Source organism: Caballeronia eucalypticola, from assembly GCF_047608185.1.
In the GTDB taxonomy this organism is placed as follows: domain Bacteria; phylum Pseudomonadota; class Gammaproteobacteria; order Burkholderiales; family Burkholderiaceae; genus Caballeronia.
Genome location: NZ_JBLKRU010000041.1, coordinates 19,734 through 41,222, shown reverse-complemented (window position 1 = coordinate 41,222; position 21,489 = coordinate 19,734). Strand labels below are relative to the sequence as shown.

Sequence of the window (21,489 nt, the reverse complement as noted above, 5' to 3'; positions counted from 1 at the left end):
CGTCATGCGATTCAGTTTGGCTGTCATTTGCGGTGTGTGCTGCGCGCTGCTCGCGGCGTGCTCCAGCACTGAGATCAATCGTGGCGCCTACATTGCCGATACGCGATATCACGCGCCTAGCGCCGACTCGCGTGTGCGCTTTCTCGTCATGCATTACACGCAAGGCAACGAAGCGAGATCGCTCGCAGTCCTGACGGGCGATGATGTCAGCGTCCACTATGTCGTGCCCGACAATCCGCCTGTGAGTAATGGCGAACCGGTCGTCTATCAGCTCGTACCGGAATCGGAGCGGGCGTGGCATGCGGGCCAAAGCGAATGGCAGGGAACGACGGAGCTGAACGCGGCATCCATCGGCATTGAGAACGTCAACGTGGGTCCTATCGATACACCGCAGGGACGCACCTGGCAACCGTATCCGCCGGCACAAGTCGATGCGCTCGTGAAGCTCGCGAAGGACATTGTCACGCGCTACAAGATTCCACCTACGCGCGTGGTAGGTCATAGCGACATCGCGCCCCAACGCAAGACCGATCCGGGCCCCGCGTTCCCCTGGCGCACGCTTTACGACAACGGTATTGGCGCATGGCCGGATGACGCTACGGTGACTCAACGCCTCGCCGGACGCGATCCCAAGTCGCTTGTCGAAGTGGCTGCCTTGCAGCAAAAACTCCATCGATACGGCTATGACGTCGCGACAGACGGCGTGCTCGACGACAAGACGCGCCGTGTGATCGCCGCATTCCAGATGCACTTTCGCCCCGCCGATTACGCGGGCAACCCCGATGCAGAAACCGATGCAATCGCGGCCGCGTTGCTCGATAAATACTTCCCTTAAAGGTTCTTCGCGCCCATGTCTGATCTCTATTTGCCGCTGCGCTCCGTGCATATGACCTGCGCTGCGCTCAGCATTTTGGCTTTTATCATCCGCTATGTCAGGATGCTGAGGGAATCGACACTGCTGCAAAAACGCGCGGTGAAGATCGTGCCGCATATCGTGGATACGTTGCTGCTGTTGAGCGCTATCGGGCTGGTGGGAATCATCGGCTTTGGGCCGAATGCGGCGTGGCTGTCGGCGAAGATTGTCGGGCTGATCGTGTATATCGTGCTGGGTACGTTTGCGCTCAAACGCGGCCGCACGAAAGGCGCGCGAGCGGTGTTCGGCCTGCTGGCAATCATCGTGTTCGCGTTTATTGCATCGGTAGCGCGGACGCATAATCCACTCGGGTTTTTCATGCACGTTTGGGTGGACGGCTGCAGCTGACACAGCCCCGAAACGCTGCGCCGCCGCGCTCGGCTAGAATTGAGCTTTTCCCCTCTGCGCTGTCACCCTCGCCATGACCCAAGACGAACTGAAGCAACTGGTCGCTGCCGAAGCGGCCGCTTATGTCCACGCCAACGTACCCGAAGGCGCGGTGATCGGCGTCGGTACGGGCACGACGGCGAATTGTTTTATCGATGCCATCGCCAGCACGAAGTCGCGGTATCGCGGAGCGGTATCGAGCTCGCTTGCCTCTACGGCCCGGCTCGAAGCGCATGGTTTCAAGGTGCTGGAGTTGAACGAGATCGAATCGTTGCCGGTGTACGTGGATGGTGCCGACGAAATCGACCCGCATGGCGCGATGATCAAGGGCGGCGGCGGGGCGCTGACGCGCGAGAAGATCGTGGCGTCGGTGGCGGACGTGTTTGTCTGTATCGCGGACGCAAGCAAACGCGTCGAGGTGCTTGGGACGTTTCCGTTGCCCATTGAAGTCGTGCCGATGGCACGCACGGCGATCGGCCGGCGCATCACGGCATTGGGCGGTGTTCCGGTGCTGCGCGTGACGCAAGACGGTTCGCCGTTTATCACCGACAACGGCAATGAGATCATCGACGTGAAGACGTTGAAGATCGACGATCCGCTCGCGCTTGAAGCGCAGCTCAATGCATGGCCGGGCGTGGTGACGGTTGGATTGTTCGCGGCGCGTGGCGCGAACGTATGTCTGCTAGGAGCGCCTGGCGGCGTGGAACGGATCGATTACACGCAGCGCTAAGGCTTGCGACAAGCTCTAACCCTGCGCGGAGGCTCCAGGCTGGCCGCGCTTTTTTTGCGCTTTGCAATTTGCTGCAATCCAGGAAGGGCGATCTGAACGCGGCCTCAAGCCCGGATGCGCGAAACAAAGCGCTTCAATGTTGTATGTGGTTAGTAAGATATCTCTGATCGAGAAGAACAGGCAGTCAGTCAAAATAAGCCAGTCCCCAGAGCAACACGCTCCAAGCCCACTTATTGCGCGACCGCGAACATTCTGTCTGCGTTAAAAAGCGTAATAGATTGTATAGCGGCTGATGCGTGGGCGTGAAGTCAAAGGTCTAAACAATAAAGGGAGTTCGGCGATGCAAACCAATCTTCGCAAGACGCTCGATGCGTCTTACTCGCGGCTCAAGCACGTAGAGCCATCACCTACTGCATTCGCAGGCAACTATGCGTTGTGCCTTGGCATGATCATGGGCGGGCAGACCTGCAAGGGAATGTCGCTTGAGGAGGCAGAAAGCGAACGTGCTTACCTGGCTATGCTTGCCGCCCTGTACGAGATTCAACTCGCCATGCCACGCAATCTAAGCAAGCGTTAAAGCAGTCACGTAAGCAGGTTATTGAAAGAGCTCGGCATATCATGGATCGGGGGTTTCTAATCTTTAACTGTTTTACTTATTTTTTCTTTGAGTGTGTTTTGGTCTTTGCATTAGCATCAGCACTGAGTGATGCTTTGCCAGCTTCACGTCGCCATACGCGTGGACGCATGCACGACCACTTCTATCGACGACGCCAAGTGAACTTGCGATGTAGTTCTCGTTTCAATGCTCCAGGAATAAAGCCCCTTTATGAAATTGATAAGCTGGCTGCGGATTTTATGAGCATCGATAACAGCGCGTCGCGGATAGTCGAATAAACGATCGGCGAACCGAAGCCGATAAATGCATCAACCGTGGGCAAGCGGGCACCGCGCTCAATATTCGTAACACGATGGTTGATCTGTGTGGGCGTACGAACGTAAGCATGTAGTGACTATCTCTAAACTCGTTTCATTGGCAGCAAACGCTGCGGCAAACGGGTTTCATCATGAAAGTGGCTATTGTTCACGACTGGCTGGTGACGACGGGCGGCGCAGAGAAGGTGCTGGAGCAAATGATTGCATGCTTTCCGCAGGCAGATATTTTCAGTCTCGTAGACTTCCTCGAAGATCGCTCTATCGTTCATAACAAGCCGGTAAAGACCTCCTTCATTCAGCGGCTTCCCTACGCAAAGAAAAAGTATCGGGGTTATTTACCGCTGATGCCGCTTGCTATCGAACAATTTGACTTGTCTGGTTATGACCTTGTTCTCTCGAGTTCGCATGCGGTAGCGAAGGGTGTGCTGGTCGGGCCCGACCAGACCCATGTGAGCTACGTGCATTCACCCATTCGTTATGCGTGGGATTTGCAACATCAGTATTTGCGTGAAGCGCGTCTCGATCATGGACCGCGATCATGGGCGGCTCGCATGCTGCTGCATTACCTGCGTAACTGGGATTCGCGTTCAGCTAATGGCGTCGACCGCCTGATTGCAAATTCGCAGTTCGTGGCGCGCCGTATCTTGAAGACCTACCGACGAGAAGCGGCTGTGATTCCGCCGCCCGTTGATGTCCAGGCATTCGAGGTGGGGAACGAGAAGGGCGACTTTTATTTGACCGCTTCGCGGATGGTGCCTTACAAGCGTATCGATATGATCGTGGAAGCGTTTGCTTCCATGCCCGATCGTAAGCTGGTAGTGATTGGCGATGGACCGCAGATGGATTTGGTACGTTCGAAGGCGACACCCAATGTGAGCATCTTGGGTTATCAGTCATTCGATGTCTTGAAGGACCATATGCAGCGTGCCAAGGCCTTTGTGTATGCCGCGGAAGAGGATTTTGGCATTGCCATCGTGGAAGCGCAGGCGTGTGGCACGCCAGTGATTGCTTATGGCAAGGGTGGGGCGCTGGAGTCGGTGGTTCCGCTCGGATCTCCCGGCGCGACGGGTTTGCATTTCATGACTCAGACATCGGCGTCGTTGTGTGATGCCGTCGAGCGGTTCGAGGATTCCTCGCATGCCTTTACGATTGCCGCGTGCCGCAAGAATGCTGAACGGTTCGGCGCTGCCGACTTTCGCCGCCGGTTTGTCGTTGAGGTATTGAACGCAATGGCCAAGGCCGGTCCTAGCCGGGAAAGCGAGCTGACAAGCGTTATGCCGCCGGTGTATGTCAAGGTCATATAGAGCGACGGTTATTCGTTCGCGCCGGCGGGCTGATTCGGGTGCTGCCGGTTTTGGGAGTGGTGGTCTGGGTTACTGCTTTCGGTCTTGGCGGTCTGCGTGAGTCGGCTATTTTCTTTATCGCTATCCGAGGCACATAGCGGCCATCCATTGCACTGCCTTGGCGTTCGTCCGTCTCCGTCCGCCACTGCAGCCTGCGTCAACGTACACAACAGTCCCTTGCCGTTCAGCACCGCGTGCCGGTTCATACATGGGTAAGCGCGAAGCCCTTCGATCGATGTCTCGAAAGGTGCGTTGTTGAAAGCCAAGGATGCACGGCATTGCGTGAGGCCGGCAGACAGATGTGTTCTCAAGCACCATTGTCATGGGCTTTTTCGCGGGAAGACCCAAGCGTCGAACAGAGTCCATCTCTCACAGACTGCGTACGCGATCGCTCAATGGTGTTCGCCATCCCTTTCGCTAAGGGGAACGCAATCGGACGATCACCCCGGGATACTCTCTAGCGGCGATGATCGACACGGTCTTGCGCTTGGGCAGGCTGCAAAGGGACTAAGCGCCGAACACTTGAGGCCATGCTCTGGCTCCTTCGCTCCTGCTCCTTTCCCGCGGTCAGTGAACCGCTTCAACCTGATGCAGGCGCGGCAGCAACCGGTCGAATTCACGCTTGACGATGCCGTAGCATTCGCATGCACGCGACTCCAGGCCTTCACGATCCAGGACCTTGATGCAGCCACGGCTGTGATGGATCAGCCCGGCGTCATGCAGCTTGCCTGCGGCTTCTGTCACGCCTTCACGACGCACGCCAAGCATGTCGGCGATCAACTGTTGCGTGACTTGCAACTGGTTCGACGTGGTGCGATCGATTTCGATGAGAAGCCAGCGGCACAGTTGCTTGTTGAGCGAGTGATGACGATTGCATGCTGCCGTTTGCGCAACTTGCGTGAGGAGTGCTTGCATGTACAAAAGCATCAGGCGACGCAGGAAGTCAGAGCGGCCAAACTGTTCACGCAATGCCGATGCGCTCATGCGATAAGCGAAGCCCGGGCATTGCACCTGGACGCGCGTCGGCATGGTTTCACCGCCAGTCAGTACCGGTACGCCGGTCATGCCTTCGCGGCCGACTGCTGCGATTTCTACTGAACCGCCGTCTTCCATCGTATGCAGCAACGAGATGATGGCGGTGGTGGGGAAATACACGTGATGAATTCGTTGTCCCGAATCGCACAGCAATTGGTCGGTGCGAAGTTGAACCAGTTCAAGGTGCGGCGTGAGGGCTTGCCATTCGTGTGCGGGAAGCGCACCCAACAAATGATTGCCATGCAGGTCGGACTGAAGGGTCAGCATGATGTTCTTCTCTCGTAACTTTGCGCGTTGCGCCTTACTTGTTATTTACCGGTCAGCGATTCGTTTCGCGGATGCATCTGACGGCATCCATCGAAACGTGTCGCGACCAGCCCCGTAAGCAGTCCGGCATCGTCATTTAGTTAAATTCGTTTTGGACAATGCCAGTGCTGCGAGACTCATTTAGCGAGGACCGTGCCAGCGATGCGCATTCTCAATGCCATCATGGGGTCGTGTATCAAGCACGAAGAGCGCAAATCAGCAGATGGATATTTTTGTTTCACTCTTGAACATGGCGTCGTTAGACGGCCACTATTGATGCGATTGATGCAGCGCATGCTTTTGTCTGCGCAATGCCTTGCTGGTGGCCCATTTGAGTTTTTTCTGAACGCGCGAAGCGACCCTGCGAGCTGATGAGCCGGGGGCTTGAGCCACCAATCATCGGTTGTTTGATAATTGATTCAGAACTGTTCCATCAACTTGGTGCGCTAGCGAACGCAGTTGCTTTCGAGCACCGCTTGACACGCTTGCACCGCCTGATGGGAGGCAACTCGCCTTGTTTCGGTTGGCCTTTTCGTTACGCGAGCCGTGTATTGAAAACGTTGCGTTGAGTGCACGAACCTCGCCTTTTGGCGGATGAGAAGTGTTGCGTCGGCGAGCAGCTAGCGGGATATGGCGATCACGGCCGGGTGAAAGAGGGAACCCGTCGAGCATCAAAAGGTAGCGTGGATCAACAACGTGAGCTCAGCGTGCCAAACGTTTGGCATGCACTAACAGCCCGCAACTTTCTTCGCTGCTTGCTCGACGAAAACCGCGAATCGAACCTTGAGGCTCCGGGCAAGGTATCGCAGATGCAAGACCCGTCGTCATGTGTATGCGGTCATCAGCGTGTCACATCGGAGCTCGCAAGCGTTTGCGTATTGCAAGGCGAACGCGGAGGTGGAACGTGCTGTGACCATCGCGATGAAGTTCGCGATCGTGCGCGACAAACATCGAATTGAAATCGAGCAGTTATGTGTCGTCGAGCCGGGCTTCGCAAAGTGTTGCAAGTCTGTGCATGTAGTCCGCGCGGCCTTTTTCTGCATAGGACCAGTCGATACCAGTGGTCATCAAAAGCGCACGGCGACGGAGTGTCAGATTGGACTTTGCCGGTCTCTTATCGCGCACGATGAAACGTGCTTGGCACGGGCGCTGAAAGCGATCCGACGAGCTGTCCACGAGCTGTCCATTAGCACTCAACGCAGTGGCCTGGCATAGCCTTCGGTACGCGTGGTGACGAACTCTCGAAATGCGAGCCGGACGCCAAAGGACTGGCCCGGGCCACTCATGACGATTTCGTCGACAGGGGATGTAGTCCGCCCGAGTAACGGCGGATGACAAAGGCCAGCGATTGATGACGGGCCCTTAGCTGATCAGCGCCGCAAGCGGCTCCACGATTTTGGCGTAGGACTCTTCCAGTACATCGAAACACTCGTGACAGGGGTCGCGCCGGCCGCGGGCAACGGCCCGTACCAGCCGGAACTGCATCACCATCGACTCGGTCGCGATACGTTGCGCGGCCGTCGGCATCGACTCAGGGATAGCGAAACCGCGCTCGCGCATCCAGACGAGATATCTCGACATGAATTCGAAGTTCGAGCCGAGTTGGCGCATGACGTTGAATGTGTACTGGTTGAAGTGATCGGCGCCGCGCTCGAACAACATCTCCAGGTGCTCGGGAAAAGCCGCGCGCCATTGCGTGATCGGATTGCGCGCCGGACGCCGTTGCAAATGCGCGACCAGCAGATCCGCCGATGCTTCCGCCAGTTCCGTGCCGCTCAGCGGCGCCCGGACGCGCTTGCAGAACTCCACGTAGGGAAACAGCAGCTCGGGACGGCCATCGAGTTCCGGCAGCCGTCGAAACACGCCTTCATAGTCCTCGCCGTCGAGCACGAAGTAACCCGTGTTGTGGAAATAACCAAGCCGGCGCGCGCGCGGATCGATGTAATCCACGCCGATAGTCGTCTTCGTGTGTTCGTTCCGGTATGACGTGGCGCGCGTATCGGGCAAGTAAAACGCATCGACTTGAGCCAGAACCGTATGGCCGCGCTGGGTCTGCGTACGCACCCGGTCTTCAAGCGAATCGTAGATGGCCAGTTCCTGGACCTGCAAACCGTACAGCTTGTCGAGGTCCTCCAGCGGAAACTTGACGAACGTGAACTGGTCCCCTTCGAAGTCTTGCGTCACCGTAAAGGCAAGCGCTGCGCGTGGATCGAGTCCATAGCCGTGCAGCAGCTCGATCCACAGATCCACGTAGCAATTCGTTTCCGCCCAGACCCGTTCGCCCTGGTGCAGCGAATGCGACTGGTGTTTGCGCACACGCGTGTGGAGCGGGTGCAATTGCACGACCCGGGCGCGCTCGCGGCTTGCACCCGTGGCGCCGCTGCCATGGACGGCAGTCATGACAGTACCTCGAGTCCGGCGCGGATAGGCGAACAGGTGGGAACGTCTCGCCGGGCGAATTCGGTAAGGATGCGACGCAGTGCGGATTTCATGTAATAGCCCCAAAAAAGCGTCACTAAAGGTGTTTCACCCAGGATCAGTTGCAGCCGCTTGATATCGGCTCGGTCGCGTGACCGGGGCATGGCCGGAACGGGCTGGTCGTGCAATCGGCAACCTGGCGCACATTTGTTTTGAAACCTGGAAGCTCATCCCGCGCAGGCGGTGTGGGACTTTTGTTTCAGGCTCTTGTTCCAGGCTCTTTATCGCGGCAGTTCGTCATTCACCGATTGCGGTTCGGATACCCGTATTTGACGGATTGACAAGGGGTTGCGTCGGTGCGATGCCGCACGGAAGTTAAGCGGTCTACGACTTAAGGTATGAACATCGAATAAGCCGGCGCTGCCGGCTTCATCTGGACCGGGACCGGAACATGAACTGGAAAGCACTCGACTTCGAGCAAATAACCGCACGGGAGCTGTATTTGATCCTGCGGGCGCGAAGCGCTGTGTTCGTTGTCGAACAGTCCCATGTGCATCTGGACCCGGACGGACGCGATGAAACATCGCTTCATGTCTTTGCAGTCGACGACATCTCGCGGCCGATGCCGGTGATGGCCTACGCGCGCTTGCACGAGGGCAGCATGGGGCCGGACGCGTCGAACGTGGTGTTGGTGGACAAGATCCTTGCGAGCCCGCTACGGCGCGGCGACGGCACGGCTGCGGCGCTGATTACACGTGTCCTTGCGGCAGCGGGCGAACGGTGGCCCGGACACGGTGTGCGCTTGCTGGCGCCGGTGAGTCTGCGCGGATTTTACGAGGCATTCGGATTTCGCAAGGATCAGGGCCCATTCGTCGAGCGCGGGGTTCGCTTGATCGGGCTGATACGCAAGAGCCGATATAACGCCCGGACGAACCAGCGGGCCGGCGAAGCGGATTTCATCGATGTGGTCGAAGAAGTTTGAAGTTGTACAGAACGCAGCCGCCGTCACCGATCGGCCCGATCAGGCTGGCGGATTTAGCTGGATGCCAGCCGGGTACCGGACAAGCACGACAGAACACTCAGTATCCAACGAGGGCCGTTTGAATCTACTTATCGTCACCCATACCGTCGGCCGCAACGACGGCCAAGGGCGCGTCAACTACGAGGTCGTCCAGGCGGCGCTGGCAGCGGGACATTGCGTCACGCTGCTCAGCACTGGTGTCGACGAAACCTTGAGCCAGCATTCGCGCGTGACCGTGGTTCGCATAGCCGCGAGCCGGGTGCCCACGCGCTTGCTGCAATACCAGATGTTCGCATTGCGCGCCGCTGCGTGGATTCGCGCTCATCGTCACGCGTTCGATGTGGTGCAGGTCAATGGCTTTATCGCGTGGACGGATTCCGATGTGAACGTCATCCACTTCGTCCACAACGCTTGGTACAAGAGCGGCTATTACCCGTTTCAGCTGACCGGCGGACTGCATGCCGCGTATCAACTGTTGTTCACGCGGCTCAATGCGTGGTGCGAACGCTGGGCGTTCAGTCGTGCACGCGTGCTGGTGCCGGTGTCGGAGAAGGTGAGTTCGGAACTCGTATCGCTTGGCATGTCGCGTGACAAGATCCGCGTGATCCATAACGGCGTGGATAACGTCGAGTTCTCGCCGGACTTGTCGCAGACATCGCAGCGCGAGCGTTTCAAGTTGCCCGAAGACCCGTTCATGGTGCTGTTCACGGGCGACCTGCGCAACGCGCGCAAGAACCTCGACACCGTGCTGCGCGCACTCGTGAAGTGTCCTTCCAATGTTCATCTTGCCGTGGCCGGCGGCGTGGCGAACAGTCCGTATCCGGCAATGGCCGCGGCGCTCGGTGTGGCGGATCGCGTGCATTTCGTCGGGATGATCCGCGATATGCCCACGCTGATGCGTTGCGTCGATGCATCTGTGTTCCCGTCGCGTTACGAAGGCATGAGCGTCGTGCTGCTCGAGGCGCTTGCCTGCGCGTTGCCGGTGATCACCGTGCACACGACCGGCGGCGCGGAAGTGGTCACGAAGGAGTGCGGCATCGTGCTGGACGATCCCGACAACGAAACGTCGATGGCCGAAGCCATCTCGCTGATTGCATCCGACCCGCTGCGTACGCGCGAAATGGGACAAGCAGCTCAGGCGCTGGCCGCGACGCTGTCATGGCAGACCATGGCAGCCCGCTATCTCGCGCTGTTCGAAGACATTGCGAGAACGAAAACGCGCAAGGCCGCTGGCCGCAACGCGCGGACTCGCCAAGAGGCTGTATCGATGAAGAGATGAACTGATCGACGCGTGTTGAAGCGCTGTAGCCACAAGTACCCCGCAGTCACCAGCATAAGAAAGAAGGGCCCCAGCGCGCCAGGCGCCGCTTAACCTCGAACCAGACCTAGTTATGAAAATCGTTCACCTGGCCTCGCATGCGCAATGCAACGGCAACGGCGCCGTCAACGCGATGGTCGATCTGGCGTGCATGCAGGCGCGCGCCGGACACGACGTCGTGGTTGCTTCAGCAGGCGGTACCTTTGAGCCGCTGCTGCGTCGCCATGGCGTCACGCATTCGCTGCTGCATCAGTCGCGCCAGCCTTGGCGTGTGCCGGCCATGATCGCGGGGTTTGGCCGGTTGATCGAACGCTTCAATCCCGACGTCGTGCACGCACACATGATGACCGGCGCATTGATCTCGCGCTTCGGCAGCATGCGCCGCCGCTTCGCGCTGGTCACCACCGTTCATCACGATATTCAGAAAGGCGCTTCGATGGTGCGGTTCGGTGATCGCGTGATCGTGATGAGCCACGCGGCCCGCGACGCGATGCTGGAGCGTGGCGTGCTCGCGAACACCTTGAGCGTGGTGGCAAGCGGCACGATCGGTTCGCCGCGTTTCCCCGCACGGCAGCCATCACCATTGCAGTTGCAGCATCCGAACGTGGTGTGCGTGGCAGCGATGTTCGAGCGTAACGGCGTTGCCGATCTGCTGCACGCGTTTGCGCATGTGCTGCAGACCCAAGAGCAGGCGCAAGACGCGCAGCTTTATCTGGTAGGAGAGGGAGCTGATCGCGGGATGATGGAAAGTCTGGCCGAACAACTTGGCATTGCGAATCATGTCAGGTTCACAGGGTTCGTCGCTGATCCCCGGGCGTATCTGAACGAAGCGGATCTCTTCGTGTTCGCGGCTCACCAGGCGCCCGGGCCGCTGGCGATCAGCGAAGCGCGGGAGGCGGGTTGTGCGATCCTCGCGACCAAAGTAGGCGGTGTGCCGGAGATGCTGGAAAACGGCGGTGCAGGCGTGCTCGTTGCTCCACAGGAGCCGATGCAACTGGCCGCCAAGATGGGATGGCTGCTGATGGATTCACCGATACGTGCGCAATATGCCGCGCGTGCGAAGCTGAATCTGGAGCGCTTTTCGGTTGAGCGCGTGTACACGGAGCATCTGGCGGTCTATGAGCAAGCGATCGCGCGGTGCGAACGGAAGAACCGTCCGTCGACACGGCGTGCGCCGGCTGCGTGAGTGACGTGACGGGCAGCGCTGCACGGCCACACCGGTGCGCATTGCTCATTACGCATTACGCATTGCGCTGCAGCGCGGTTGCCCCACGATGGCGGAAATATCAGGGTGTGCTTGTGCAGTGTGTGCGGGCGCACTGAATCATCGGTCTAGTGAAAGTGTAATGGGCGCACTCGGCGCGACTCATCGAATAGGTCAGGCGCGCATCCCGGTCACGCGAGCCGGCCGGGTGCCTTGAACGGCGGATCGACCGAATAGCGTGCGGGCGTTCGCACGCGCACACAACGAAATAAATTTACCTGCTTAAATAGCGCATCAATCGATGCGTGTTCTTCACGCGTCCGTACCTGTATGACGCGTTCGGCCCTCAATCAGCTTCAATGCTTCAGGAGTCACCGTGGACGTGTCCCACTATCCGCTTACCGGTACCCCCAAGACGGGTGCTGCGAGTCTTCGCGTGCAGCCGGTCATTCTCGCCGGCGGTTCCGGCACGCGTCTGTGGCCGTTATCGCGGCAGCAGTTCCCCAAGCAACTCATCGAACTCATGGGCGCGGAATCGTTGCTCGAAGCCACGCTCCGCCGTCTTGACGGTCTGGATGTGGCGACCCACGACCGCGACACGGTGCACTTTGCGACCAGCGAAGAAATGATCGTGGTCTGCGGCAGTGAGCACAAGTTGCTGATTGCCCAGCAGATCGAGCGTAATGGCCGTCGAGCACGCATTGTGCTCGAGCCCTGCGCCCGCAATACTGCACCGGCGCTTACGCTCGCTGCGTTGGCGGCAGTGGCTGCCGGATCGGGCGATGACGCGGTCATGGTGGCCATGCCCGCCGATCACGCCGTGACCGACCTCGATGCGTTCCGTCGAACGATCGCCAAGGCGATCGAACACGCGGCAAGCGGCGCGCTCGTTACGCTGGGTGTCGTGCCCGACAAGGTCGAGACAGGCTACGGCTATATCAAGGCCGGCGCCGCTCTGGGGATGGCTGATGATGGCGCCCCTCAAGCGCGGGTGCTCGAACGGTTCGTCGAAAAGCCGCGCCGGGAAATTGCCGAGCAATACCTCGCGTCCGGCGAGTACTGGTGGAACAGCGGCATTTTCGTATGTCGGGCGTCGGTCTGGCTTGCCGCCATCGAGCACTTTCAGCCCGCTATCTACGCCGCGTGCGTGAGCGCGTCTGAACGTGGCTTGCATCAGGACGGCTTCACACAACTCGATCTCGGCGCGTTCGAAGCGTGCCCCTCCGATTCAATCGATTTCGCCGTCATGGAGCGAATAACTCAGACACCTCAGTTTCCAGGCGTCGTGGTGCCGCTCACCGCCGGCTGGTCCGATGTCGGTGCGTGGGACGCCGTATGGGACCTGTCTAACAAGGACGACGACGGCAACGTTGCTCGCGGCCGTGTGATCTTCGAAGGGTCAACAGACAGTTTCGCGCATTCCGACGGCCGCCTGGTCGCGTGCGTCGGCGTGACCGGTGTCGTCGTCGTGGAAACGGCGGATGCGATCCTTGTTGCATCGAAGGACCGCGTGCAGGAAGTGAAGGCGATGGTAGGGCGCCTGAAAGCCGCCAAAGGCGCCGAGGCGCATGATCATCGTAAGGTTCAGCGGCCTTGGGGTTTCTATGATTCCATCGATCATGGCGAGCGTTTCCAGGTAAAGCGCATTGTGGTGAAACCGGGCGCGCGGCTCTCGCTGCAGATGCACCACCATCGTGCGGAACACTGGATCGTCGTCCGCGGCACCGCTCTCGTCACCCGCGGGACAGAGACCTTTCTGGTCAGCGAAAATCAGTCCACGTACATTCCCCTCGGTACCACGCACAGGCTCGAAAACCCGGGCAAGACGCCGCTCGAAATGATCGAGGTGCAATCGGGGACGTATCTGGGCGAAGACGACATCGTGCGTTTCGACGATCAGTACGGACGCGCAACCGAGAAGGCGGCAGCAGGCTGAACACTGATGAGGGTATGGCATGAAGATGGGGCGTTACGAAGCACTTAAATCACAGGTATCAAGAAGTACTTAATACAGCGATTGCCGAGGCAGTATCGCGAGACGCGAGGACCATAGGAAAGGGATAACCCTTGAGAGGGACATTCCGACTGGCGCTGGCGGTATTGAAGACGCAATTTATCGTGCACGGCCAGGGCTGCTGATTGGTCTGATCGATTTGATTGACCTGATGAATCAGCAGGACTCACCGGGCCTTCCGGCAAGCTTGGGGAAGCCCGCCGGACGCGCAGGGACACAATGCAGGGCAAGGGGAGAGGGGTGATGGACGAAAACAAAGAGCGATCACTGGTGGCTAAGGTGATGGACGGGCTCGTATCGGGCATCGTCGAACAGAAGTACGGCGCGATCCTGCCGCCGCAGGACGTCTTGTCGAAGGAGTTCGACGTGAGTCGGACCGTGATGCGAGAGGCCTTGAGCATGCTGCTCGCGCGTCACATGCTGGATGTGCGTCCCAAGACGGGCACGCGGATCCGGCCGATGAGCGACTGGCGGCTGATCGATGAGGACGTGGTGAGCTGGCGCTTCCGTGCGACGCCGGATCAGGCGTTCTTGCGCGACGTGATCGAGTTCCGCATGTTGATCGAGCCGCGTGCGGCCGCGTTGGCAGCAACCCGTGCGACGCCGGACGAAGTGAGCGGGATTCGCGATGCGTTCGACGCGCTTGCGTCGCTCAATGGCAGCGAGCCCGAGTATCAGGCCGCCGATGTCGCGTTGCATACGCGTATTGTGGCCGCGAGCGGCAACCAGTTTTTCCAGCAGATGACGGCTATCGTGCGGGGCGCGCTGGTGACGGTCTATCCGATCGTGGCGGGGATCGCGACCATGCGTGACGCGACGCTTGAAGCGCAGCGCCGCGTGGTGGAAGCAATCGAGGCTCACGATGCCGGGTTGTCCGAGCGCGCGATGAGCACGCTGATCGATGTCACCGCGGAGGAAGTCGGAAGAGCCTTTTCGCTTGAACGCCGCGAGGACAGTTCGTCGCCACCGGTCGGCGAATCCGAGTCGGCCGGCGCCTGACGCCTGGTCGAAGCTTCGCGTCCGGGAGGGTTCCGGCGTGTCGAAGCTGGCCCGATGTTTCTGGTCACGTTTATCGTGGCCGGGCGCGAGCAGCGCCCTAATCGGGTTTTTACGCACGCAAACGTTTCACTCAATTTTCCTGCCTGACCTTGAAGCCTGATGGTCCGCGCGTCGAACGATACCCCCCCCAACCTATTCTCTTGAGCTTGGCGTTCCAAACGCGACGCGTTGTGCATGGTCGTGCATTCATCGTCCAGTCTTCACGCAGATCACTTGCGCGGCAGACAATGGGACAATGTGCGCATCGCCGGCCTTGGCCGACTATTCACATTGCTTGCGGGGAGCAGGACAGATGAACGCACAGAGCACGATCCGCTGGGGCATCGTTGGCGCGGGAAACATTGCACACAGATTCGCTCAGGGGCTGGCTTTTGTGCCCGGCACGACGCTGGGCGGAGTCTGGTCGCGACGCCCCGAAACGGCGCAAGCGTTCGCCTCGCAGTTTCATACCAAGGCATACGAGAGCTTCGACGCGCTGCTCGAGAACATCGACGCGCTCTACATTGCGACGATGCAGGACAGCCATCCCCAGTACGCGCTGCGTGCTTTCCAGGCGGGACTTGCCGTGCTTTGCGAGAAGCCGGCGGCCGTCAACGCGCGGGCGTTGCAGGAAATGATCGACGTCGCGCGGTCATCGAAGCTGCTGTTCATGGAAGCGATGAAACCGCCGTTCTATCCGCTTTACACGCAGTTGCGCGACCGTCTTGCGGCTGACCCTATTGGTGAAATTGGTCTGGTTCGAGCCGGTTGTTCGATCGCGAACGTACCGCTTTCGCACCCCTCGTATTCGATGGAAATGGGTGGCGGCGCGTTGCTCGACATCGGTATCTATGAAGCGTTTCTCGCCGTGGACTGGCTGGGCGAACCGCTTGAGGTGCAGACTTTCGGGCGCGTCGGACAGACCGGCGTGGACACCTTCGCGAGCTTGAACGTGCGGCATGAACGGGGCGTTGCGCAGTTGTTCTGCGGGCTGGATCTGCAAGGCAAGGGCGACGCATTGCTGGCCGGCACCGGCGGCACGGTGACCATCCATGAAAACTGGTGGAATCCTGCACGCGCGACGATCCGCTATCTGGATGGCCGCACCGTTGAGCTGGATGCGCCGTTCGAAGGCGGTGGCTTGAACTACGAGACTGCGCATTTTTGCGAACTGCTGCGCAGCGGCGAGACCGAGAGCCCGATCATGCGGCACGCCGTCTCCATGCAGATGATTTCGATCACCGACGCGGCTCGCCGCGACCTAGGCGTGCGGTTTCCTTTCGAAACGGAATAGGCACGGGTCCATTTAATTTAAGCGCCATTTCAGGTTTAGACGTTAAGCTGCGTCGTCCTCACCCGCCGGCATTCTCCACCATGCGACTGTTACCCCGACTCTGGCGCGAATATCGGAACCTGATTGCGTTTCTCGTGTTAATGGCGCTGTTTCGCAGCGCTATCGCCGACTGGAACGTGGTGCCAAGCGGTTCCATGCTGCCCACCATTCGCGAAGGTGACCGGATTGTTGTCGACAAGATGGCGTACGACCTGCGCATTCCATTCACGCACGTCGCGCTTGCGCGCCTCCACGATCCGCAGCGCGGCGACATTGTGACGGTGGATTCATCGGCGGCACATGAACTGATCGTCAAGCGGTTGATCGGGCTTCCCGGCGATGTGGTCGCGATGCGGGACAACGTGCTTTATATCGACGGCAAGCGGGCGGGTTATCAGCCAGTCGATATCACCGGAGTGGAGGGCGATGCGTCTTCGCCCGGCGAGTATCTTGACGAGAAGCTTGGGCACGTTACGCATGTGGTGAGGTTGTCGGTGCTGGCGCCCAGTCCGCGACGCTCATTTGGGCCGGTGACGGTGCCTAAAGGCGAGTATCTGATGCTTGGAGACAACCGCGACGACAGCGCGGACTCGCGGTATTTCGGGTTTTTCCCACGCAGTGAATTAATGGGAAGGGCAACACGGGTAGCGTATTCGCTGGATCCCGACCGGCATCATATGCCGAGACTGGACCGGTTCGGGGCGAGGCTGGATCCAAACGCTGCGCTCGCGCCAAAGGACAAATCCTGAGAGAGCAGTGCCGGCGAACGCTCCCTTCTTAATGTCTTCCCGGCAACGCCAGCCTTCGTTCGAACAACCGCTGCACGAATTCCAGGATGCTGCACAGCACCCAATACACCACGGCGGCAGCGAGATATAACGGCAACGGCTGATACGTCGCCGCGATTACTTCCTGCGCACTCCGTAGCAATTCAGTCACCGTGATCACGGAAACAAGCGAGGTATCCTTGATCAGGCTGATGAGGCTATTGGAAAGGCTGGGCACGGCAATCCGCAATGCCTGCGGTCCAATCACATACCGCAACGTCTGCATCCTCGACAAACCCAAGCTATAGGCCGCCAGCCACTGCCCACTCTGGATCCCGAGAATGGCGCCGCGCATGCTTTCGGAAAGATAAGCCGCCACATTCGCCGATAACGCGATCACCCCCGCCGGCGTGGGATCGAGCGAAATACCAAGGCTCGGCAGTCCGTAATAGATCACGAAGATCTGCACCAGCAGCGGCGTACCCCGCATGACACTCACATAAGCGCGCCCAATGCCGACCAGCGTGCGGCTTCGGCTGATGCCCATGGTCGCGAGTATCGTGCCCGCGATCAGGCCGAAGAACATCGAATAGACCGCGAACTTGATCGTCAGGACGGCGCCTTGTGCAAGGGCCGGTATGGATTGAACGAGCAGGGATGTCGTGGACATGGGGCAATAGAGTAGGCGTTACGTCGGAGGCGGGCATCAAATGCAAAGGGCGGCATCCCGAAGAAGCCGCCCCGATGCCGAACGCGTGAGGGTCCGGTTTTTAAAGCGCCGGCTTGCTTCACCGGCTTGCTTCGCTGGCTTATTTTGCTGGCTTCGTCACGTCGATACCGAACCACTTGTCCGAGATCTTCGTGAACGTACCGTCGGCTTCGAGCTGGGTCATTGCGTCATCAATGGCTTTCTCGAACTTCGGATTACCCTTCTTGAACGGAATCCCCGACGGATTGCCCGGGCCCACATTGGCGCCCGTGCGCAGCGGCAACTGCGAGTTCTTCATCAGGTACGCAAGCATCAGGCGGTCGTTCAATGCAGCGTCCAGACGGTTCGACGCCAGATCGCGCAGGTACTCAGGCGCGCCCGGATACGTCTTCACATCGATACCCGGAACGGCCTTCGCCATGTCCATGTAGTTTGTGCCCAAACCCACGCCAAGCTTCTTGCCCTTCAGGTCGTCAAGCGTCTTGAAGTCGCGCGTGTCGTCCTTGCGCTGAATCAGTTGCGCATTCGAATACGTGTAGGCAGGCGAGAAATCGAGCGTCTGCTTGCGGGCATCGGTAATGCCGACCTGGTTCACGATCACATCGAACTTGTCAGCCTGCAGGCCCGCGATGATCCCGCTCCATTCAGTCGTCACGAACACCGGCTTCACGCCGAGCTTCGCTGCAACCGCCTTCGCGATGTCGACGTCGAAGCCAACGAGTTCACCTTGCGGCGTCTTCGAGTTGAACGGGGGGAACGTACCTTCCAGGCCGATGCGCAACGTACCGCGTTGCTTGACCGAATCCAGCAGGTCTTCTGCGTGTGCGACGGCCGAGAGCGATGCGCCGATCAAGCCTGCCACGAGCACTTTTTTGAAGAGAGAGAGTTTCATGAGGTGGATTGCCTTTGTCCTGGTTTTTTGTCAGTAATCTGAAGTGCAGCGATGATAGCTAAAACGCAATGCGCTCTTCAGATCGTTTGCTCATGTGGGTATGAGCGTGTGTAGTCAAAAAAGACGCGGTCATGCAGCGGCACTCGCGCGGGCCAGCGCTTCGACGCATTCTGTCACGAGCGCCGGGCCCCGGTAGATCAAGCCCGTGTAGATCTGCACGAGCGATGCACCCGCTGCGAGTTTCTCGCGCGCGTCGTCGCCCGATATGATGCCGCCCACGCCAATGATCGGCACTTCGCTGCCCAATTCCGCACGCAACTTGCGGATCACTGCATTCGATGCTTCGAAAACAGGCTTGCCTGACAAACCACCGGCTTCATCGCCGTGTTTCATGCCCGTCACCGCAGTGCGCGACAGCGTTGTGTTGGTCGCGATCACGCCATCAATCTTGTGGCGTAGCAGGGTCGCGGCAATCTCCTTGACCTGCTCGTCGTCGAGATCGGGGGCGATCTTCAACGCGAGGGGGACGAGCTTGCCGTGCAGGTCGGACAGACGTTGTTGTTTGTCCTTCAGCGCGCCGAGCAGTGCGTCCAGCTCGCCCGCGCCTTGCAACTGGCGCAGGTTTTTCGTGTTCGGCGACGAGATGTTGATCGTCACGTAGCTCGCGAACGGATACACACGTTCGAGGCAATACAAGTAATCTTCGGCAGCGCGTTCTATGGGGGTATCGGCATTCTTGCCAATATTCAATCCCAGCACGCCGCGATACCGCGCGGCCTTGACGTTCTCGACAAACTGGTCGACGCCGCGGTTGTTGAATCCAAGCCGGTTGATCAGCGCCTGCGCCTCGGGCAGGCGAAACATGCGCGGGCGCGGATTGCCGGGTTGCGCGCGCGGTGTGACCGTTCCCACTTCGATAAATCCGAACCCGAGCGATGCCAGTCCGTCGATACAAGCACCGTCTTTGTCCAGCCCCGCCGCAAGTCCGACCGGATTGCGAAAGCTCAGGCCCATGACGGTACGCGGTGAATCAGCGGCGCGCTCGGCGAGCATGCCGGCCAGGCCGGTGCGGCCGGCGGCGCCCAGCATACGCAATGTCAGGTGATGGGCATCTTCCGCATCCATGCGAAAAAGTTGCGCGCGGGCGAGCGGGTAGAGGGAGCTGAACACGAGGAGGAAAGGCCGGAGCGGCGTAAATTGAGACGCGCCATTTTAACGGCTTTGCGCAGGCCCGCCGAAAAGCGATGACACGCCGATGAAAAGCGCCTTGGACAATGCCGGGGGAGAGAATGTCGCAGGAGCGCCGTCGAGGTCAGCGCCGCGCTTTGTCTGCGGGCATCTTGCCTGGCATGGGCGGTGTTCCGGCGGAGTGCATCGTAGTGGGATCGAGCAAGCCCCAGTGCCCGTCGATCAAGCCCTCCAGTGGCCGGAAATTCGCCTTGTACGCCATTTTGTCGCTCTCACGAATCCAGTAACCCAGATAGACGTGAGGCAAATCCAGGCTGCGCGCTTGCTCGATCTGCCACAGGATGTTGTAAGTGCCGAAGCTGGTGTGCGGCAGGCCGGGTTCGAAAAACGTGTAAACCGACGAAAGTCCGTCGCCGAGAATGTCGATCATGCTGATCATGCGCAGCGTGCCGGGCTCCGGCGGATCATCGACGAGACTGTTGTGCAGGCTTGCATCCGGATCTGCAGAGTCTGCGGGGTTGCCGGCGCGCACAGGCTCGCGGAATTCCACGAGGCGCGAGTTGATCCGGCTTTGCAGCAAAAATTGCTCGTACTGGTCGCGGCTGTCGCGATCCATGCCGCCGCCCGCGTGCCGCGCCGACTGATATCGCATATAGAGCGCGTAGTGCTCTTCGTCGTAATGCAGCGGTGCGACGCTCGCCACCAGCCCGCCATGCTGCTTCCAGACGCGCCGCTGGGTGCGGTTCGGCTTGAAGTGTTCAATAGGCACGCGCACCGGCACGCAGGCGCGGCAGCCGTCGCAATATGGGCGATAGGTGAACACCCCGGAGCGCCGGAAACCCGCCTTGACGAGTTCAGTGTAGACGTCGGAGTTGATCAGGTGACTGGGCGTCGCGACCTGAGAGCGCGCAATGCGCCCGTCCAGATAGCTGCAGGGGTACGGCGCCGTTGCATAGAATTGCAACGCCGAAAGGGGAGAAAGCGGCAGCTCATTGGGGTGAGTCACGTTGGCAGCTCTCGTTCTAAACGTATATCTTACTTACCGTCCCAACCGTGCCGTAGCGGTTCGATGCAGGGCGGAAATCCTCGGTCGTTTCGCTATCTTGCCTGCGACGCATGACGTCTGATCGTCACGTTCGACCATGGCGGATGTCTTCGAAACCGGTCTCATTCATTCAGGTGGCAACACGGGAGGCCGAAGCGTTTCAAGCAGCGCATATTTGTCGAACCGCCAGGGCACCGGCGGCTCGCCGACCGCCCCGCGCAGATGTCTCACAAATACCTTGCGGGAGATCTCCCGGCCGCCCAGGGAGGCCAGATGCGACGTATTCTGCTGGCAGTCTATCATCTCTATTTTATGGTGGCGCAAGTGTCCGATGAGCGCCGCGAGCGCAATTTTCGAGGCATCGGTGCGATGCGCGAACATCGATTCGCCGAAAAACATCCGCCCGAACGACACGCCATAAAGACCACCCACGCGCTTGCCCTCGAACCACGTTTCAATGCTGTGCGCCCGTCCCTCGCGATGCAGCGAGGAATACGCTTCCACGATATCCGCCGTGATCCACGTGCCGCGCTGGCCTTCGCGCGGCGTCTGGGCGCACGCACGCATCACGCCGGCGAAATCTTCGTCCACGCGAATTTCCCACGATGCCTCGCGCAACACCCGCCGCAGCGTTTTACGCAATGAATCGGAGACTTTGAATTCGTCGGGAATCAGCACCATGCGCGGATCGGGACTCCACCAGAGCACCGGCTGGCCATCGGAATACCACGGGAAAATGCCGCGCTGATACGCATCCACAAGACGGCTGCTCTGCAATTCAGCGCTGGCCGCAAGTAATCCGGGCGCGCCGCTTGCCTCGCCGAGCGCTCGCTCGACAGGGGGGAACGGATCGTCGGAGGCGAGCCAGGGAACCATGATTCTCGGGAGTGATCAG

The 21,489-nt window shown here is 59.5% G+C and carries 19 protein-coding genes; 12 read left to right on the top strand and 7 right to left on the bottom strand.

The window, feature by feature from the left end; translation table 11 throughout:
* The first annotated feature begins 4 nt into the window (after positions 1–4).
* From ACMX25_RS31965 to ACMX25_RS31945, 5 genes are all read left to right on the top strand, one after another.
* On the top strand, positions 5–835 hold the full coding sequence (locus tag ACMX25_RS31965; protein ID WP_414953911.1) for an N-acetylmuramoyl-L-alanine amidase: 831 nt from the start codon (positions 5–7) through the stop codon (positions 833–835).
* Between the two features lie 15 nt (positions 836–850).
* Positions 851–1,261 (top strand): SirB2 family protein, encoded by a 411-nt coding sequence (locus tag ACMX25_RS31960; protein ID WP_414953910.1) that lies wholly within the window; start codon positions 851–853, stop codon positions 1,259–1,261.
* 73 nt (positions 1,262–1,334) lie between these two features.
* Entirely contained in the window at positions 1,335–2,030 is a 696-nt protein-coding gene (gene rpiA / locus ACMX25_RS31955) for a ribose-5-phosphate isomerase RpiA (RefSeq protein ID WP_414953909.1), read from the top strand.
* A gap of 340 nt (positions 2,031–2,370) precedes the next feature.
* A complete protein-coding gene (locus tag ACMX25_RS31950) occupies positions 2,371–2,607 on the top strand; it encodes a hypothetical protein (protein ID WP_414953908.1) in 237 nt (78 codons plus the stop codon).
* A gap of 487 nt (positions 2,608–3,094) precedes the next feature.
* Entirely contained in the window at positions 3,095–4,267 is a 1,173-nt protein-coding gene (locus ACMX25_RS31945; RefSeq protein WP_414953907.1) for a glycosyltransferase family 4 protein, read from the top strand.
* A gap of 606 nt (positions 4,268–4,873) precedes the next feature.
* Here ACMX25_RS31945 and ACMX25_RS31940 read toward each other — a convergent pair.
* The gene (locus ACMX25_RS31940; protein ID WP_047897701.1) at positions 4,874–5,608 is read right to left on the bottom strand and encodes a Crp/Fnr family transcriptional regulator; all 735 of its coding nucleotides are present in this window, start codon (positions 5,606–5,608) and stop codon (positions 4,874–4,876) included.
* 1,401 nt (positions 5,609–7,009) lie between these two features.
* Entirely contained in the window at positions 7,010–8,047 is a 1,038-nt protein-coding gene (locus ACMX25_RS31935) for a DUF1839 family protein (protein WP_414953906.1), read from the bottom strand.
* A gap of 469 nt (positions 8,048–8,516) precedes the next feature.
* Here ACMX25_RS31935 and ACMX25_RS31930 point away from each other — a divergent pair, with 469 nt between their 5' ends.
* The 7 genes from ACMX25_RS31930 (at position 8,517) to lepB (ending at position 16,742) form a co-directional block, all read left to right on the top strand.
* Complete coding sequence (locus tag ACMX25_RS31930; protein WP_414953905.1) at positions 8,517–9,047, top strand: GNAT family N-acetyltransferase; 531 nt, start codon at positions 8,517–8,519, stop codon at positions 9,045–9,047.
* Between the two features lie 118 nt (positions 9,048–9,165).
* Entirely contained in the window at positions 9,166–10,365 is a 1,200-nt protein-coding gene (locus ACMX25_RS31925) for a glycosyltransferase family 4 protein (protein WP_414953904.1), read from the top strand.
* A 112-nt stretch (positions 10,366–10,477) separates the two neighbouring features.
* Positions 10,478–11,590: a glycosyltransferase family 4 protein gene (locus ACMX25_RS31920; protein ID WP_414953903.1), complete on the top strand. Its 1,113-nt coding sequence runs from the start codon at positions 10,478–10,480 to the stop codon at positions 11,588–11,590.
* A 394-nt stretch (positions 11,591–11,984) separates the two neighbouring features.
* Complete coding sequence (locus ACMX25_RS31915; RefSeq protein ID WP_414953902.1) at positions 11,985–13,544, top strand: mannose-1-phosphate guanylyltransferase/mannose-6-phosphate isomerase; 1,560 nt, start codon at positions 11,985–11,987, stop codon at positions 13,542–13,544.
* Between the two features lie 321 nt (positions 13,545–13,865).
* A complete protein-coding gene (locus tag ACMX25_RS31910) occupies positions 13,866–14,621 on the top strand; it encodes a FadR/GntR family transcriptional regulator (RefSeq protein WP_414953901.1) in 756 nt (251 codons plus the stop codon).
* Between the two features lie 352 nt (positions 14,622–14,973).
* The gene (locus tag ACMX25_RS31905; protein ID WP_414953900.1) at positions 14,974–15,954 is read left to right on the top strand and encodes a Gfo/Idh/MocA family protein; all 981 of its coding nucleotides are present in this window, start codon (positions 14,974–14,976) and stop codon (positions 15,952–15,954) included.
* 80 nt (positions 15,955–16,034) lie between these two features.
* The gene (gene lepB / locus ACMX25_RS31900) at positions 16,035–16,742 is read left to right on the top strand and encodes a signal peptidase I (RefSeq protein WP_414953899.1); all 708 of its coding nucleotides are present in this window, start codon (positions 16,035–16,037) and stop codon (positions 16,740–16,742) included.
* Between the two features lie 28 nt (positions 16,743–16,770).
* Here the strand turns inward: lepB and ACMX25_RS31895 are convergent, their stop codons facing one another.
* The 5 genes from ACMX25_RS31895 to aat form a co-directional block, all read right to left on the bottom strand.
* Positions 16,771–17,430 (bottom strand): amino acid ABC transporter permease, encoded by a 660-nt coding sequence (locus ACMX25_RS31895; protein WP_414953898.1) that lies wholly within the window; start codon positions 17,428–17,430, stop codon positions 16,771–16,773.
* Positions 17,431–17,569: 139 nt separating this feature from the next.
* Positions 17,570–18,361: a transporter substrate-binding domain-containing protein gene (locus ACMX25_RS31890; protein WP_414953897.1), complete on the bottom strand. Its 792-nt coding sequence runs from the start codon at positions 18,359–18,361 to the stop codon at positions 17,570–17,572.
* Between the two features lie 129 nt (positions 18,362–18,490).
* The gene (locus tag ACMX25_RS31885) at positions 18,491–19,531 is read right to left on the bottom strand and encodes a quinone-dependent dihydroorotate dehydrogenase (RefSeq protein WP_414953896.1); all 1,041 of its coding nucleotides are present in this window, start codon (positions 19,529–19,531) and stop codon (positions 18,491–18,493) included.
* Positions 19,532–19,673: 142 nt separating this feature from the next.
* Positions 19,674–20,555, bottom strand: coding sequence for an arginyltransferase (locus ACMX25_RS31880; protein ID WP_414953895.1), 882 nt, complete (start codon positions 20,553–20,555; stop codon positions 19,674–19,676).
* Positions 20,556–20,720: 165 nt separating this feature from the next.
* Positions 20,721–21,470 carry a leucyl/phenylalanyl-tRNA--protein transferase gene (gene aat, locus ACMX25_RS31875; protein WP_414953894.1) on the bottom strand — a complete coding sequence of 250 codons (750 nt, stop codon included), beginning with the start codon at positions 21,468–21,470 and terminating at the stop codon, positions 20,721–20,723.
* Between the last annotated feature and the right edge of the window lie 19 nt (positions 21,471–21,489).

Bases quoted from the DNA above. Each gene is read 5' to 3' on its own strand.
- ACMX25_RS31965 (WP_414953911.1), top strand. From the start codon at position 5: ATGCGATTCAGTTTGGCTGTCATTTGCGGTGTGTGCTGCGCGCTGCTC.
- ACMX25_RS31960 (WP_414953910.1), top strand. From the start codon at position 851: ATGTCTGATCTCTATTTGCCGCTGCGCTCCGTGCATATGACCTGCGCT.
- rpiA (WP_414953909.1), top strand. From the start codon at position 1,335: ATGACCCAAGACGAACTGAAGCAACTGGTCGCTGCCGAAGCGGCCGCT.
- ACMX25_RS31950 (WP_414953908.1), top strand. From the start codon at position 2,371: ATGCAAACCAATCTTCGCAAGACGCTCGATGCGTCTTACTCGCGGCTC.
- ACMX25_RS31945 (WP_414953907.1), top strand. From the start codon at position 3,095: ATGAAAGTGGCTATTGTTCACGACTGGCTGGTGACGACGGGCGGCGCA.
- ACMX25_RS31940 (WP_047897701.1), bottom strand. From the start codon at position 5,608: ATGCTGACCCTTCAGTCCGACCTGCATGGCAATCATTTGTTGGGTGCG.
- ACMX25_RS31935 (WP_414953906.1), bottom strand. From the start codon at position 8,047: ATGACTGCCGTCCATGGCAGCGGCGCCACGGGTGCAAGCCGCGAGCGC.
- ACMX25_RS31930 (WP_414953905.1), top strand. From the start codon at position 8,517: ATGAACTGGAAAGCACTCGACTTCGAGCAAATAACCGCACGGGAGCTG.
- ACMX25_RS31920 (WP_414953903.1), top strand. From the start codon at position 10,478: ATGAAAATCGTTCACCTGGCCTCGCATGCGCAATGCAACGGCAACGGC.
- ACMX25_RS31910 (WP_414953901.1), top strand. From the start codon at position 13,866: ATGGACGAAAACAAAGAGCGATCACTGGTGGCTAAGGTGATGGACGGG.
- ACMX25_RS31905 (WP_414953900.1), top strand. From the start codon at position 14,974: ATGAACGCACAGAGCACGATCCGCTGGGGCATCGTTGGCGCGGGAAAC.
- lepB (WP_414953899.1), top strand. From the start codon at position 16,035: ATGCGACTGTTACCCCGACTCTGGCGCGAATATCGGAACCTGATTGCG.
- ACMX25_RS31895 (WP_414953898.1), bottom strand. From the start codon at position 17,430: ATGTCCACGACATCCCTGCTCGTTCAATCCATACCGGCCCTTGCACAA.
- ACMX25_RS31890 (WP_414953897.1), bottom strand. From the start codon at position 18,361: ATGAAACTCTCTCTCTTCAAAAAAGTGCTCGTGGCAGGCTTGATCGGC.
- aat (WP_414953894.1), bottom strand. From the start codon at position 21,470: ATGGTTCCCTGGCTCGCCTCCGACGATCCGTTCCCCCCTGTCGAGCGA.